A 14,505-nucleotide genomic window follows, 5' to 3' on the forward strand; every position below is an offset into this window, starting at 1 on the left:
CCATGACGGCCCCCTTCGGTCTATGGCGGCGACGATACCGCACCGCACCCGAGGAGTTTCCCATGGCCGATCACCCGGTCCACGCCCGTTTCGACGGGCCCATCGTGATGATCGGCTTCGGCTCGATCGGCCGCGGCACGCTGCCCCTGCTGGAACGCCACATCGCCCACGACCGGGCGAAGTTCACCGTCATCGCCCCCGACGACGCGGACCGGAACCTCCTCGACGAGCGCGGCATCCGCTTCCAACAGGTCGCCATCACGCGCGACAACTACCGCGACGTGCTGACCCCGCTGCTGACGGCGAACGGCGAGAAGGGCCTCGTGGTCAACCTGTCGGTCGACACGTCCTCGGTCGACCTCATCGACTTTTGCAAGGACATCGGCGCGCTCTACATCGACACCGTCGTCGAGCCCTGGCCGGGCTTCTACACCGACACGCGGCTCAGCGTGTCGCAGCGCTCCAACTACGCGCTGCGCGAAACGCTGATGGACCTGCGCCGCCGTCGCCCGGGCGGGCCGACCGCGGTGTCGACCTGCGGCGCCAACCCCGGCATGGTGTCGTGGTTCGTCAAGCAGGCGCTGCTCGACGTCGCGAGGGACACCGGCCACGCGGGCCCCGAGCCGACCACCCGCGAGGGTTGGGGCCGCCTGGCCCAGGCCCTCGGCGTCAAGGGCATCCACATCGCCGAGCGCGACACCCAGCGCGCCAAGAGCCCGAAGCCCATGGGCACCTTCGTCAACACCTGGTCGGTCGAGGGCTTCGTGTCCGAAGGCCTTCAGCCGGCCGAGCTCGGCTGGGGCACGCACGAGAAGGCGATGCCCCAGGAGGGCCGCCACCACGACTTCGGGCCCGACTGCGCCATCTACCTGATGCGCCCCGGCGCCGGCACGCGCGTCCGCTCCTGGACGCCGACGGCCGGCCCCCAGCACGCCTTCCTGGTCACCCACAACGAGGCGATCTCCATCGCCGACTACCTGACGGTGACGGAAGGCGGAAAGGCGGTCTACCGCCCGACCTGCCACTACGCCTACCATCCGGCCGACGACGCCGTGCTGTCGCTCGACGAGATGGCCGGCAATGCGTGGGAGCGGCAGCCGCGCATCCACATCCTGAACGAGGACGAGATCGTCGACGGGATCGACGAACTCGGCGTGCTGCTCTACGGCCACGGCAAGAACGCCTATTGGTACGGCTCGCAGCTGTCGATCGAGGAAACCCGCCGCATCGCCCCCTACCAGAACGCCACGGGCCTCCAGGTGACGTCGGCGGTGCTGGCCGGCGTCGTGTGGGCCATCGAGAACCCGGACGCCGGCATCGTCGAGGCCGACGAGATGGACTTCCGCCGCTGCCTCGAGGTGCAGTCGCCCTACCTCGGCCCCGTGGTGGGCGCCTACACGGACTGGACCCCCGCCGACGGGCGCGGCATCCTGTTCCCCGAAGAGGTGGACCGCGACGACCCGTGGCAGTTCGCCAACGTCATCGTGCGCTGACGCGCCCCGAAAGGACTGCCCCGTGAGCCGCATCGCCGTCTATCACGCCCCGCAGACCCGCTCGACCGGCGTGATGGTGCTGGTGGAGGAACTCGGGGCGGAGGTCGACGTCGTCGTCCTCGACCTCAAGGCCGGCGAGCATCGGGCGCCGGCCTTCCTCGGCGTCAACCCGCTCGGCGAGGTGCCGGCCCTGCTCGACGGCGACGCCCTCGTGACCGAGCAGGTGGCGATCTACCTGTTCCTCGCCGACCGTTTCCCCGAGCGCGGGCTCGCGCCCGCCATCGCCGACCCGCTGCGCGGTCCCTACCTGCGCTGGATGGCGTTCTACGGGTCGAGCTTCGAGCCCGCCTGCGTCGACCGCGCCCTGAAGCGCGAGCCGGGGATGCGGGGCATGTCGCCCTACGGCGACTATGATTCGACGTTGAAGGCCGTGACGGACCAGCTCGCGCGCGGCCCCTGGATGCTCGGCGACCGCTTCTCCGCCCTCGACGTGCTGTGGGGAACGGCGCTCGGCTGGATGACGACCTTCGGCATCGTCGAGCGCGACCCCGTCGTCGGCGCCTACGTCGACCGCGTGGCGGCCCGCCCGGCGAGCCGCAAGGTGCGGGACGGGGATGCCGCCCTCGCCGCCGCGCAGGAAGCCGGGCGGGCGTCGTCCGGCGAAGGCGGTGCCGCGGCGGCCCCGCCCCACCAGCTCCCCCGGATTCATCGGGGACGTGACGGGACAGCGCGATGGCGATGGTGATGAGGGGCGAGGTCGTGCTGCCGGCCGACCGCCCCACGGTCTGGGCCAAGCTCAACGATCCCGTGGCGTTGAAGAACTGCGTCGGCCTCATCGAGTCCATGCAGCGGAGCGGTGACGACAGCTACGACTTCGTGGTGCGGGTGAAGCTCGGCCCCCTGGGCGTCGCGTTCCGCGGCAAGATCGTGCTGAGCCACGTCGATCCCCTGGTGGGCTACCGCATCAACGCCGAAGGGGAAGGCGGCATCGCCGGCCATGCCGGCGGGTTCGCCGACGTGGCGCTGAGCGACCGGGGGGAGGGCACGCTGCTCGTCTATGCGGTCCAGGTCGACCTCGGGGGCCGGCTCGCCGCCATGGGGGCCCGCGCGATGGACGGCGTCGCCCAGAAGGCCGCCGACCGCTTCTTCGCGGGGTTTGCCCGTGAATGCCTGAAATAGGGCGCGGGCGGGGTGTCGGAACGCCCCGCGACCTTTATGGTGGACGACGCGCGGGGAAGGTCCCGCCCTTCCCCGATCGCGCTTCATGCCCCCACCTCCGACCATCCTCGCCGCCGCCCCGCCCGCCGCCGCCGCGGCACCCGGCCTGGTGCCGGGCCGCTCCTGCGACACCTGCACGGTGTGCTGCAAGGCCTTCGCGATCCCCGAGGTCGACAAGGGACCGGGGCAGTGGTGCCGCCACGTGGTCCAGGCGCGCGGCTGCGGCATCCACGAGGCGAGGCCGCAGACCTGCCGGCTGTTCTTCTGCCACTGGATGCGCAACGGCGCCCTCGGGCCCGAATGGCGGCCGGACCGGGCGAAGTTCGTCATGTACACCGAGATGGAGGGGCGCCGCCTCGTGGTGGCGCCGGACGTGGGCGCGCCGACCTCCTGGCGGCGGGCCCCGTATCACGCGCAGATGAAACGCTGGGCCGCCCTGGGGGCCCCGAAGAACCACCAACTGCTCGTCTTCAACGGCGATCGCGCCATCGCGGTCCTTCCCGACCGCGACGTCGAGCTCGGCCTCGTCCGGGTCGGGGACCGTATCGTCTACCGCATGGCCGGGAACCGCATCGAGGTCGACCACCTCCGCCCCGCCTGAAGGCTGCGGCGGACGGGCCCTTCCGTCGTTGACGGGGCCTGCCCCGGTCCCGATCTAAGGCCGGCACGTCGCTCCCGATCGACGGGGCGCGCCCCCGTCGATCCGAAGCGCCGCTCGAACCCGAGGACACCGACATGCTGGCCACCGACGACGACATCCTGGCGGGCGCGGAAGCCTGGCGCCGCGCCGGCCGCGGCGTGGCGCTCGCCACCGTGGTGGAAACCTGGGGTTCGGCGCCCCGCCCCGTCGGCAGCCACCTCGTGGTGGACGGGGACGGCAATTTCCTCGGTTCGGTGTCGGGCGGCTGCGTCGAGGGCGACGTCGTCACCGAAGCCCTGGACGTCATCGCCGACGGCGCCCCGCGCACGCTGGATTTCGGCGTCGCCGACGAGACGGCGTGGCGGGTGGGCCTGTCCTGCGGCGGCAGGATCAAGGTCTATGTCGAGCGCGTCGACTGATGCGGCTCGCCCTCCTTTCGGCCCTGAACGCGGAGCGCGCCGCGCGCCGCGCCGCCGTGGTGGTCACGGACCTCGCCACGACGGCACAGCGCCTGGTGCGCGCCGCCGACGTCGCGGCCGATCCCCTGGCCGAGCCCATCGCCGAAGCGCTGCGCTCCGGCAAGAGCGGAACCGTCGCGACGGAGGCCGGCCCGGCCTTCCTGACCGTGCAGGTGCCCCCGGTGCGGCTCGTGGTCATCGGCGCCGTCCACGTCAGCCAGGCGCTGGCCCCGATGGCGACGCTGGCGGGCTTCGACGTGACGATCGTCGATCCCCGCACCGCCTTCGCCACCCCCGAACGCTTCCCCGGCGTGACGGTGCTGGCCGAATGGCCCGATGTCGCCCTCGCGCGCGTCGGGCTCGACCGCTTCACCGCCGTGGCGGCCCTGACCCACGACCCCAAGGTCGACGACCCCGGGCTCGACGCGGCGCTCCGGGCCGAGTGCTTCTACGTCGGCGCGCTCGGCTCGCGGAAGACCCACGCGGCCCGCGTGGCGCGGCTCCTCGCGGCCGGCCACGCCGAGGACGCCGTCGCCCGCATCCGCGCGCCCATCGGCCTCGACATCGGCGCCGTGTCGCCCGCCGAGATCGCCGTCTCGGTGTTGGGCGAGGTCGTGGGCGCGCTGCGCCGCAAGCCGACCCGCGCCGAGAAGGACGGCGCCGCGGCGGCGCCCGCGGCCCGATGAGGTTCGGTCCCGTCCCGGTCGGCGAGGCCGCCGGCGCGGTCGCGGCCCACGGCGTCCAGGCGCGGGACGAGGCGGGCGAGCCCGTCGTGGTCCGCAAGGGGGACGTCGTCACGCCGCTCCAGGCCGAAGCCCTGGCGCGCGCCGGCGTCCGCTCGGTCGTGGTCGCGCGGCTCGATCCCGGCGACGTCGGCGAGAACGTGGCGGCGCGGCGCCTGGCCGAGGCCGTGGCGGGGCCGGGATTGTGGATCGAGCGCGCCTTCACGGGCCGGGCGAACCTGTTCGCTTCCGCGCCCGGGGTGCTCCTGGTCGACGCCGACGCGGTCGAGCGCGTCAACGCCGTGGACGAGCGCCTCACCCTGGCGACGCTGCCGCCGTTTCGCGCCGTCGAGGAGGGCGAGATGGTGGGCACCGTCAAGGTGATCCCCTTCGCGGTGGACGGCGCCGTGCTGGAGCGGGCCGTGCGCGAGGTGGACGGTCCGTCGCTTCGGCTGTCGCCCTACCGCGCCCGCCGCGTCGGCGTGGTGTCGACGCTGCTGCCCGGGCTGAAGCCGTCCGTGGTGGCGAAGACGCTCCGCGTGCTGGACGACCGGCTCGCGCCGACGGGATCGCGGGTCGCCGCGGAGGAGCGCGTGCCCCACGAGGCCGGCGCCCTGGCCGAAGCGCTGCGGCGCCTCGTGCGGGACCACGACCTGCTGATCGTCTACGGCGCGTCCGCGATCGCGGATCGGCGGGACGTGATCCCCACCGGCGTCGAGCGCGCGGGCGGCACCGTGGACCACCTCGGCATGCCGGTCGACCCCGGCAACCTGCTGATGATGGGCCGCATCGGCGCCGTGCCGGTGCTGGGCGCCCCGGGCTGCGCCCGCAGCCCGAAGGAGAACGGGTTCGATTGGGTGCTGCAGCGCCTGCTCGCCGACGTCCCCGTGGCGGGGGCCGACATCCGCCGCCTCGGCGCCGGCGGGCTCCTGATGGAGATCGTGTCCCGGCCGCAGCCCCGCGGCGGGGCGTCCCGCGAGGACGAGCCGTGAGGGTCGCGGCCGTGATCCTGGCGGCCGGCACGTCGAGCCGCTACCGCGCCGCCGACCCCTCTGTGGCGACGAAGCTGGTGGCGCCCCACGGCGGCGTGCCGTTGGTGCGCCGCGTCGCCGATGCCGCGCTGGCGAGCCCCGCCCGTCCGGTCGTGGTCGTCACCGGCCACGCCGCGCCCGAGGTGCGCGACGCGCTCGCCGGCTGCGCCGTGGCGTTCGCCCACAACCCGGATTTCGCGACCGGCCTCGCGTCCTCGCTGCGCGTCGGCCTCGGCGCGCTGCCCGCCGACGCGTCCGGCGCGCTGGTGCTTCTCGGCGACATGCCGGGCGTCACGCCGCCGCTCCTGGAGCGCCTGCTCGCCGCCTTCGCGATCGACCCCGCCGCCGAAGCGGTGGTGCCCGTGACGGCCGAGCGGCGGGGCAACCCGGCACTGCTCGGCCGCGCCCTGTTCGCCCGGGCGGGCGCGCTCACCGGCGACGAAGGGGCGCGCCGGCTTCTCGCCCGGGCGCGGGTCGTCGAGGTGGACGTCGACGACGATGCCGTGCTGCTCGATGTGGACGAGCCGGCGGCGCTGCGCTTGACCCCATCGGCGAACGGGTGAACCTTCGGCGCGCGTCACAGGAGCGAGGTGGACGACCATGCCGGGAGATGGCGATAGGCCGAAGCTGAAGCGTCTCCGGATCGAGGGCTTCCGCTCCATCGCCTCGTCCGAAATCGACTTTTCCGACCTCGACGTGCTCATCGGACCGAATGGGGCCGGCAAGTCGAACCTGATCGCGTTTCTGCGCATGGTCGGCTTCATGCTGTCGTCGGAGGGAGGGCTCTCGCTCTTCACGGGCCGCATGGGCGGCGCGTCGGCGCTGCTGCACGACGGCCCCAAGCTGACGTCGTCCATCAAGGGCGAGATCGTCATCGAGACTGCGGCCGGCCTCAACGACTATGCCTTCAGACTCGAGATGGCCGCCGGCGACACGCTGATCTTCGCCGAAGAGCGGATCCGCTTCCGCAGACACGATCTCGGCGACGGGCAGAGCTGGCTCGACTTCGGGGCCGGCCATCGGACGCCGGGCTTGCTCACCGTCAGCGACGATCAGGGTATGGAGACGCAGCGGACGATCCTGCAGCTGATGCGCGGCCTGGGCGTGTTCCAGTTTCACGACACGTCGGCGGAGTCGCCGCTCAAGCGCAAATCCAGGATCGACGGCGGACACCATCTGCGCGGCGACGGGAGCAATCTCGCGGCCTTCCTGTTCCACATGCGGAGCGTCGCGCCGCTCCACCATCGAAGGATCGTCGGAACGATACGGCTCATCGCGCCATTCTTCGACGACTTCGCGATCGAGGACGACCAGGGGTACGCTCTGCTCCAATGGCGCGAACTGGGATCGGACCTGATCTTCGGGCCCGGGCAGGTCTCCGACGGCCTGTTGCGGGCGATGGCCCTGACGGCTCTGCTCCTGCAGCCGGTCGCGACCCTGCCACCCATCGTCGTGGTGGACGAGCCCGAACTGGGCCTGCATCCGGCGGGCCTGCAGATCGTCATCGGCCTGTTCGAAGCCGCCGCGCAGGCGCGCCAGTGCATCGTCGCGACCCAGTCGCCGGATTTCCTGCGGGCCCTCGCGCCCGAGAACGTGATCGTCGTCGACCGGGCGGCGCGGTCGTCCTCGTTCCGGCGGCTCCATGCGGCCGGGCTGGACGCTTGGCTCGACGACTACGGCCTGGATGAGCTCTGGGACATGAACCTGCTCGGCGGGCGCCCGGGCTCGCTCGCGGCGGAGTGAGCCGTGCCGGTGCGTCGTCTCTACGTCGTCTGCGAAGGGCAGACCGAGGAAGAGTTCGTGAAGACGGTCCTGCAGGCCCACTTCCGCGACGCGATCGCGACCGATGTGATCCCGATCCTGCCTTCCAACAGGGCCGGATCGAACCGGCGCCGATACAAGGGTGGTTGGACGAGCTATGCAAAGCTCCGCGACGTCCTTCGCCGCGAGATGGAACAGAAGCATGGCGGCGAGACGTGGTTCACCACCATGCTCGACCTTTATGCCATCCCGAGCGACTTCCCAGGCTCGGCCGACGCTCCACGGCGGCCAGCGCGCGACCGGGTCGCGGCGCTCGAAGCGACGTTCCATGCCGATGTGACGACGAGCCAGCTCTGGCGTTTCACCCCATATCTTCAACTGCACGAGTACGAAGCGCTGTTGCTCGCCGACATCGACGCGATCGGACGCTGGATGCCCGACGAGGCCGGAACCGGCATCGCGGCCCTGAAGGCCGACATCGCCGGCCTCGCCCCCGAAGAGGTGGACGGCGGATCACAGACCGCACCGTCCAAACGGATCGTCCGTCACTTTCCCTCCTATACCGGGTTGAAGACATCGGTCGGCCCCCTCGCCGCCCTCGATATCGGCCTGACGCGCATCCGCGCGGCCTGCCCGCATTTCTCGGCCTGGATCGCCGCGTTGGAGCGCCGCTGCCGTGACTGACGACGACCGCCCCCGTTGCGCCTGGCCGGGCCGCGATCCGCTCTACCGCGCCTACCACGACACCGAATGGGGCGTGCCGGAGCGCGATGGCGGCGCCCTGTGGGAGAAGCTGATGCTGGACGGGTTCCAGGCCGGCCTCAGCTGGATCACCATCCTGCGCAAGCGCGACGCCTTCCGGCAGGCCTTCGCCGGTTTCGACCCGGAGCGGGTCGCCGGCTTCGGCGAGGGCGACGTGGCGCGGCTTCTCGGCGACACCGGCATCGTGCGGTCGCGCGCCAAGATCGACGCCACGGTGGGCAACGCCCGCGCGTTCCTCGCCATGCGGGACCGGGGCGAAGACTTCGCCGCCTTCTGTTGGGGCGCGGTCGGGGGCCGCGTGCGCCAGAACGCGTGGCGCGCCGGCGAGGTGCCGACCCAGACGGCGGAGTCGCTGGCGCTGTCGAAGGCCCTGAAGGCGCGCGGCTTCAAGTTCGTCGGGCCGGTGATCGTCTACGCCTGGATGGAAGCGGTGGGGCTGGTCAACGACCACCTCGTCACCTGTTTCCGCCACGCCGAACTCGGCGGACCGCCGTCCTGAGGCATCGCGGGCCCTTCCCGCCGGCGAAGGTTCCGTGGTTTGGTGCCCGGCCTGCGGTGCGGCGGGTCGGGGGACCGCCGCTGCCGTGCCCCATGTCCAGGAGCGGTCGATGTCGAACACGAGTTTCCCCGACAGCGCGGTGGTCTACATCCTCGACGACATCCCGGGCGTGGGCGAGTTCCAGGGCACGGGCGTCGTCATCGGCCCGCACACGATCCTGACCGCGGCCCATCTCGTCTACGACGCCGACACGGGCGCCACGGCCGACGCCATCAGCCTCTACCCCGGGTTCACCGCGGGTGCGACGGCCTACAACCCTTCCGGCGCGCTCGGCGGCCTGCAGTCGATCCACACCATCAAGGTGGCGGACAACAACGAGGAGCTGTCGGCCGCGGCGACGCAGTCCGACTTCGCCATCATCGACACGTCGGCCGACCTGACGCCCTACGGCAGGTTCGCGCTCGACCCGGCCTTCACCTCCGGCGACGTCGTGGTGAAGGGCTATCCGGCGTCGAAATCCGGCAACCTGACGGGGACCGGGGGCGTCGTGTCCCAGGACGGCGGACTGTCCGACATCGACACGTCCGGCCTGGCGCTGTCGCCCGGCTACAGCGGCGGCCCGCTCTACGACACGGTCGAGAGGAACGGGAGCGTGGTCCAGGCGGTGGTGGGCACGGTGTCGACCAACGCGGACGCCACGAAGCTGACGAAGGCGAAGGTCGCCCTGATCCGTCACTGGATCGCCTCCGACCGGTCCCTCTACGCCGGCGGCCAGGACGCGCCGAAGGGCATCGTCCCCCAGATCGCCGGAACGGTGTCGGGCGCCGTCGACGCCGCGTCCGTCACGGGATCGGCGGCGCTCGCCGCTGCAGTTCCGGCGGACTTCGCCTATACCGACCTCGCGGCGCACCACGGGACGGCGAGGCACCACCATGCCGGGCCGACGGTGCCGAGCCAGCTCGCCGACCTCGTGAACGCCCTGCAGGCGCCCGCCAGGGGCGACGCCGCGACGATCGCGGCGGCCTCGACGGAGGCCGGCGTGGGCTTCGCGGCGCCGTCCCACATGGGGCATCGCCACCATCGCATCATCGGCTGAGCCGGGGGGCACCGGCGCGGGTCTCGGCCTGCGGGGATCCTTCGCCCCGGGGCCCCGCGGGTTCCCGATCCCGACCGGTCCGGTCGGGATCGTCGGGCTTCAGCCTTCCCGCACCAGCACCACGGCCGGGATCGCCTCGAACAACCGTGCGGCGGCGACATCGCCGCCGAAGGTCCGACCCGTGAGGGCATCGGTCCAGCGGCCTTCGGGGAGCGCCAGCGCGGTTTCGCCGTCGAAGCCCGCCGTTTCGCGCCGGCCGGGGAAGCGCGCCACCGCGACGACGACCTCGTCCCCGCCCGCCTGGCGCCGGAAGGCGCACACGGCGTCCGCGTCCGCGCCGCGCGCCGCGAGCGCCTCGTAGCTGCCGTCCGCGAACAACGCCGCATGGTCGCCCCGCAGCGCCAGCAGCGCCGTCGTCAGGGCCAGCTTCAGCCGGCCGTCGCGCCAGGACCCGGCATAGGCGGCGATCGCGTCGGCGCGGTCGAGCGCCATGTCGGCCTTCACGGCATCGAGCGCCGCGGCGCGCCCCGCGAAGTCGACCGGGCGCCGGTTGTCCGGGTCCACCATTGAGAAGTCCCACAGCTCGCAACCCTGGTAGATGTCGGGCATGCCGGGGATCGTCAGCTTGAGCACGGTCTGCACCACGCTGTTCAGGGCGCCGAGCTTCGCCACCCGCCGCATGAACGGCAGTGCCGCGGACCAGAAGGCCTCCGAACGTTCCCCCGTCAGCATGCGGTCGACGAAGGCGAGCGTCGCGCCCTCGTAGGTCTCGTTCGGGTCCGCCCAGGTCGTGTGGACCTTGGCTTCGCGCAGCGCCTTCGTGGTCGCGCCCTTGATGCGCTCCGCGAAGGTGGCGACCGCGTCGGCATCGCGGGTTTCCCCCAGGAGCTCGATCGGGCAGGTGCCCACGACGAGCTGAAGCAGAGCGTATTCGTCGTTGCGGTCGGGCTGGCGGTCCGGGTCGGCGTCGGCGGGCGCGGGGCTGAGCAGCTTGCCCCAGGCGATGGCGGCCTCGGCCCACGCGTCGGGCAGTTCGGACAGGGCGGCCAGCCGGGCGCGCGTGTCCTCGCCCCGCTTGGTGTCGTGCGTGGAGGTGGTGACCATGGAATGCGGCCAGTGTTCGGCCCGCTCGGCATTGGCGTCGTGGAAGGCCTGGAGCGGCCGGCCGAAGGTCGTCGGGTGCCCGCCGACCTCGTTCAGCGCGATGAAGCGGTTGAAGCGGTAGAAGGCCGTGTCCTCGAGCCCCTTGGCGGTGACGGGGCCGGTGTATTGCTGGAACCGCATGGCGGCATGCAGGACGGCGTTGCGCGACAGCCCGCTCTTCGGTCCGGCGACGAGGTCGCCGGTGAGCAGGTCGTAGAGGAAGGTGAAGACCGAGCCGTCGATGGCCGTTTCGGAGCGACGCGCCGCCGCGATGGCGGCGTCGAGCGACTGCCGGTCGGCCTCGGTCGGCGTGCCGGAGAAGTCGAGGTAGCTGCGGTAGACGGGGAAGTTCGCCACCACCTCGCGCAGGGCACGGCGGATGAGGTTGCGGGTGAAGTCGGACGTTTTCGGGTTGAAGCGGGCCACGCGGGTGATCTCGCGGGCGAGACTGTTCAGCTCGGAGGACATCTCGTTGTCCATGATGAGCTTCTTGCAGGACTTCAGGGTCTTCGAGAACACCTCGAGCTCGCCGGTGAAATCGGCGTAGACCCGGCTGAAGGACGCCTCGCTGGCGGGGTCGACCATCAGTTCCAGGAGCTGGTTCGTCACCTCGTAGCCGGTGGTGCCGTCGACCGGCCAGTCCGGGCACAGCGGCTCGCCGGGGCCGAGGATCTTCTCGACGACGAGGTAGGGCGCCTGGCCCTGGCGGTTGGGCGCCCGGGCGCGTAGGCGCTCGAGGTAGCCCTTGGGGTCGAGCAGGCCGTCGATGTGGTCGATGCGCAGACCGTCGATCGTGCCGTCGCGCAGCATGGTGGCGACGAGGCGATGCGCGTGGTCGAACACCGCGGGCAGCTCCATGCGCAGCCCGGCGAGGTCGTTGATGTTGAAAAAGCGGCGGTAGTTGATGTCGTCGGCCGCGGTGCGGAACTGCGCGGCGCGCCAGAACTGCTTGCGGACCAGCGCGTCGAGCCGGCCCCAGCTCCTGGCGTCCCCTTCCGTGCCGTTGAGCTTGGCCACGGCGGCCTCGATGGCCTCGCCCACCTCGGGCCGCTCGCGCACGAGCTCGACGAGGTCGGCCTTCAGGCTTTCGGCCCGGCGCAGCACCTGCGGGCGCCACGCGGGCAGGCCCGAGAAGCCGTCGCCGACGTGGTCGAGGGTTTCGTCGTCGTCGCCGAGGATCTGACCGTAGTGCACGGGGCAGATCGGCAGCATGTGGGTGTCGTAGGCCCAGACCGCGAAGGAGCCGGTCTTGGCATCGAACTTCAGGCGCAGCCGGCCCGCGGCGAGCTCGGTGCCGTATTGGCCGCCCAGGATGGGCACGAGCAGCTTGTCGTGGAGGTAGGCCTGGTCGGAGTCCCAGTCGATGTCGAACCAGCCCGCGAAGGCGGAGTCGGGCCCCCATTCCAGCACGTCGAGCCAGAACGGGTTGTCGGCGCCGCCGACGCCCATGTGGTTCGGCACGAAGTCGAGCACCTGCTTCAGCCCCGCCGCCTTCAGCGCCGCCGACATGCGGGCGAAGCCCCCCGCGCCGCCGAGCTCGGGGTTGAACACGTTGTGGTCGGTGATGTCGTAGCCGTGGGTCGAGCCGGGCCGCGCCTTCAGGTAGGGCGAAGCGTAGAGGTGGCTGACGCCCAGCTTCGCCAGGTAGGGGGCGAGGGCGGCCGCCGCGTCGAAGCCGAAGTCGGGGGTGAACTGGAGGCGATAGGTGGCGCGGGGCGTCACGGGCTTCATCCTGGCTGAAATGTCGGACCGTAAAGGCCTGAACCCCGCTTCGGGTTCAGGGGCCGGCGTCGCGCCGTCGCCGATTCAGGCGTTTTCAAACGCCGTCGTGGACGGACCAGCGCACGGTCCAAGGATCGAGCCGCCCGCCCGCGACCTCGCCTTCGCGCCAGATCTCGCGTCCGGCGACGTCGGCGAACCCGCCCTGCGGGTCGGCCTTGAGGTTGGCGTCGAGCCGCAGTTCGGCGCCGTCCTCCGTGCGCCAGCGCACCGTCACGGCACCCCGGCCGAGGATCTCGTAGGCCCCCGCATGCGCGCCCATGCGCGCCACGAGCGGGGTCACCTCGGCCAGGCGTCGTGCCAGGAGGCTCCGCGTGCGGGCGAGGGCGCCGGGGTCCACGGCATTCCAATCGAGCTTGGCGGCCAGGAAGGTGGACGCCGCGGTCGGGTCCGGGATGCGGTCGCGCGCGGCCTCGTCGCGGAACGCCGGGAAGTGCTTGAACTCTTCGCGCCGCCCGTTCCGGATGGCGTCCGCGAGGTCGCCCGAGAAGTCGCAGAAGAAGGGGAAGGGCGTCGCGGCGCCCCATTCCTCGCCCATGAACAGCATCGGAACCTGGGGCAGCAGCAGGCACACCGCCGACACGGCCTTGACGGCCTCCGGCGGTGAGAAGGCGTTGAGCCGGTCGCCGAAGGCGCGGTTGCCGATCTGGTCGTGGTTCTGGACGAAGCTCACGAAGGCGGTGGGCGGCAACTCGCCCGAGGGCTCGCCGCGCGGGCTGCCGCGGAAGCTCATCACCTGTCCCTGGAACGCGAAGCCCTGCGCGAGCGCGCGGCCGAGCTTGTCGGTGTCGCCGACGTAGTCGCCGTAATAGGAATCGCCTTCGCCCGAAGCCGCGACGTGGAGCACGTGGTGGACGTCGTCGTTCCACTGCGCCGTGTAGCGCTCCGCGCGGCCGTCGTCGGAGCGGAGCAGGCGGCTCGCCGCGTTCTCCTCGTTCTCCAGGACGAGGTGGAGCGGCCGGTTCAGCGTCGCGTGGCGGGCCCTGACCGAAAGCTCGTGCAGGAGGTGGGGCGTGGTGTCGTCGATGATGGCGTGGACGGCGTCGAGCCGCAGGCCGTCGAGGTGGTATTCCTCGATCCAGTAGAGCGCGTTGTGGATGGCGAAGTCGCGAACCGGGCGGCTGTGCTCGCCGTCGTAGTTCACCGCGATGCCCCAGGGCGTGTGGTGGCGCTCGGTGAAGAAGCCCGGGGCGTAGAGCGACAGGTAGTTCCCGTCCGGCCCGAAGTGGTTGTAGACGACGTCCAGGATGACCGAGATGCCGCGCGCGTGCGCGGCCTCGACGAAGGCCTTGAAGTCCTCGGGGCGGCCGTAGGCGGCGTCGGGCGCGTAGGGCAGCACGCCGTCGTAGCCCCAGTTGCGCGCGCCCGGGAAGTCGCCGACCGGCATCACTTCGACGGCGTTGACGCCGACCGACACGAGGTGGTCGAGCCTGTCGATGGCTGAGCGGAACGTGCCCTCGGGGGTGAAGGTGCCGATGTGGAGCTCGTAGAGCACCGCTTCGTGCCAGGGCCGGCCCGCCCAGGCCTCGTCGCGCCAGCGATACTCCGTGGGGTCGATCACCTCGCTCGGGCCATGCACGTCGGCCGGCTGGAAACGCGACGCGGGGTCCGGCACCATGAGCCCGTCGGGCAGGCGGAAACGGTACAGCGTGCCGGGCTCCGCATCGCGCACCACGCGCTCGCGCCACCCGTGGCCGATGTCCTCCATCGGCAGCGGATCGCGGCCCTCGATGACGAGGTCGATGCTGGTGTGGGCGGGGGCCCAGAGGCGGAAACGGGTGCCGATGTGGGCAGCCCATTGGGCGCCGTGCGGCATCGCATGGGCGCGGTAGGTTTCGGTCAAGGGTCGATGGCCTTCGTGAAGGTGGCCCCCGACCCGATGGGGTCGGAAGCGTCGTGCTGC

Annotated in this window: 14 protein-coding genes; 12 read left to right on the plus strand and 2 right to left on the minus strand. The window is 71.9% G+C overall.

The features are described 5' to 3' along the window. Nucleotides 1–62 precede the first annotated feature (62 nt). The 12 genes from D3273_RS07780 (at nucleotide 63) to D3273_RS07830 (ending at nucleotide 9,680) form a co-directional block, all read left to right on the plus strand. Nucleotides 63–1,493: a homospermidine synthase gene (locus tag D3273_RS07780; protein WP_129225171.1), complete on the plus strand. Its 1,431-nt coding sequence runs from the start codon at nucleotides 63–65 to the stop codon at nucleotides 1,491–1,493. 22 nt (nucleotides 1,494–1,515) lie between these two features. After that, nucleotides 1,516–2,238, plus strand: coding sequence for a glutathione S-transferase family protein (locus D3273_RS07785; RefSeq protein ID WP_207210733.1), 723 nt, complete (start codon nucleotides 1,516–1,518; stop codon nucleotides 2,236–2,238). Next, nucleotides 2,226–2,672 carry an SRPBCC family protein gene (locus D3273_RS07790; RefSeq protein WP_129225173.1) on the plus strand — a complete coding sequence of 149 codons (447 nt, stop codon included), beginning with the start codon at nucleotides 2,226–2,228 and terminating at the stop codon, nucleotides 2,670–2,672. The genes D3273_RS07785 and D3273_RS07790 overlap by 13 nt, the downstream gene beginning before the upstream one ends. Before the next feature lie 85 nt (nucleotides 2,673–2,757). Next, nucleotides 2,758–3,312, plus strand: coding sequence for a hypothetical protein (locus tag D3273_RS07795; protein WP_245501056.1), 555 nt, complete (start codon nucleotides 2,758–2,760; stop codon nucleotides 3,310–3,312). Between the two features lie 134 nt (nucleotides 3,313–3,446). Beyond that, nucleotides 3,447–3,770 carry an XdhC family protein gene (locus tag D3273_RS07800; protein ID WP_129225175.1) on the plus strand — a complete coding sequence of 108 codons (324 nt, stop codon included), beginning with the start codon at nucleotides 3,447–3,449 and terminating at the stop codon, nucleotides 3,768–3,770. After that, entirely contained in the window at nucleotides 3,770–4,495 is a 726-nt protein-coding gene (locus tag D3273_RS07805) for an XdhC family protein (protein ID WP_129225177.1), read from the plus strand. The genes D3273_RS07800 and D3273_RS07805 overlap by 1 nt, the downstream gene beginning before the upstream one ends. Continuing rightward, the gene (locus D3273_RS29090) at nucleotides 4,492–5,523 is read left to right on the plus strand and encodes a molybdopterin-binding protein (RefSeq protein ID WP_245501057.1); all 1,032 of its coding nucleotides are present in this window, start codon (nucleotides 4,492–4,494) and stop codon (nucleotides 5,521–5,523) included. The genes D3273_RS07805 and D3273_RS29090 overlap by 4 nt, the downstream gene beginning before the upstream one ends. Next, nucleotides 5,520–6,125: a nucleotidyltransferase family protein gene (locus tag D3273_RS29095; protein WP_245501058.1), complete on the plus strand. Its 606-nt coding sequence runs from the start codon at nucleotides 5,520–5,522 to the stop codon at nucleotides 6,123–6,125. The genes D3273_RS29090 and D3273_RS29095 overlap by 4 nt, the downstream gene beginning before the upstream one ends. A gap of 37 nt (nucleotides 6,126–6,162) precedes the next feature. Further along, nucleotides 6,163–7,305 (plus strand): AAA family ATPase, encoded by a 1,143-nt coding sequence (locus D3273_RS07815; protein ID WP_129225179.1) that lies wholly within the window; start codon nucleotides 6,163–6,165, stop codon nucleotides 7,303–7,305. A gap of 57 nt (nucleotides 7,306–7,362) precedes the next feature. Beyond that, entirely contained in the window at nucleotides 7,363–8,007 is a 645-nt protein-coding gene (locus D3273_RS07820) for a DUF4276 family protein (protein WP_165359418.1), read from the plus strand. Beyond that, on the plus strand, nucleotides 8,000–8,584 hold the full coding sequence (locus D3273_RS07825; RefSeq protein ID WP_129225183.1) for a DNA-3-methyladenine glycosylase I: 585 nt from the start codon (nucleotides 8,000–8,002) through the stop codon (nucleotides 8,582–8,584). The genes D3273_RS07820 and D3273_RS07825 overlap by 8 nt, the downstream gene beginning before the upstream one ends. Nucleotides 8,585–8,693: 109 nt before the next feature. Next, nucleotides 8,694–9,680: a trypsin-like serine peptidase gene (locus D3273_RS07830; RefSeq protein ID WP_129225185.1), complete on the plus strand. Its 987-nt coding sequence runs from the start codon at nucleotides 8,694–8,696 to the stop codon at nucleotides 9,678–9,680. A gap of 99 nt (nucleotides 9,681–9,779) precedes the next feature. On the opposite strand, the gene treY is transcribed toward D3273_RS07830, so the two are convergent. Together treY and treZ are read right to left on the minus strand one after the other, a co-directional pair. Next, nucleotides 9,780–12,554, minus strand: coding sequence for a malto-oligosyltrehalose synthase (gene treY, locus D3273_RS07835; protein WP_129225187.1), 2,775 nt, complete (start codon nucleotides 12,552–12,554; stop codon nucleotides 9,780–9,782). Between the two features lie 85 nt (nucleotides 12,555–12,639). Beyond that, nucleotides 12,640–14,418 (minus strand): malto-oligosyltrehalose trehalohydrolase, encoded by a 1,779-nt coding sequence (gene treZ, locus D3273_RS07840; protein ID WP_129225300.1) that lies wholly within the window; start codon nucleotides 14,416–14,418, stop codon nucleotides 12,640–12,642. Between the last annotated feature and the right edge of the window lie 87 nt (nucleotides 14,419–14,505).

Source organism: Lichenibacterium minor, from assembly GCF_004137685.1.
Lineage (GTDB): Bacteria > Pseudomonadota > Alphaproteobacteria > Rhizobiales > Beijerinckiaceae > Lichenihabitans > Lichenihabitans minor.

Coding starts and splice junctions, on each gene's coding strand:
- D3273_RS07780 (WP_129225171.1), top strand. CDS start 63: ATGGCCGATCACCCGGTCCACGCCCGTTTCGACGGGCCCATCGTGATG.
- D3273_RS07790 (WP_129225173.1), top strand. CDS start 2,226: ATGGCGATGGTGATGAGGGGCGAGGTCGTGCTGCCGGCCGACCGCCCC.
- D3273_RS07795 (WP_245501056.1), top strand. CDS start 2,758: ATGCCCCCACCTCCGACCATCCTCGCCGCCGCCCCGCCCGCCGCCGCC.
- D3273_RS07800 (WP_129225175.1), top strand. CDS start 3,447: ATGCTGGCCACCGACGACGACATCCTGGCGGGCGCGGAAGCCTGGCGC.
- D3273_RS07805 (WP_129225177.1), top strand. CDS start 3,770: ATGCGGCTCGCCCTCCTTTCGGCCCTGAACGCGGAGCGCGCCGCGCGC.
- D3273_RS29090 (WP_245501057.1), top strand. CDS start 4,492: ATGAGGTTCGGTCCCGTCCCGGTCGGCGAGGCCGCCGGCGCGGTCGCG.
- D3273_RS07815 (WP_129225179.1), top strand. CDS start 6,163: ATGCCGGGAGATGGCGATAGGCCGAAGCTGAAGCGTCTCCGGATCGAG.
- D3273_RS07830 (WP_129225185.1), top strand. CDS start 8,694: ATGTCGAACACGAGTTTCCCCGACAGCGCGGTGGTCTACATCCTCGAC.
- treY (WP_129225187.1), bottom strand. CDS start 12,554: ATGAAGCCCGTGACGCCCCGCGCCACCTATCGCCTCCAGTTCACCCCC.
- treZ (WP_129225300.1), bottom strand. CDS start 14,418: ATGCCGCACGGCGCCCAATGGGCTGCCCACATCGGCACCCGTTTCCGC.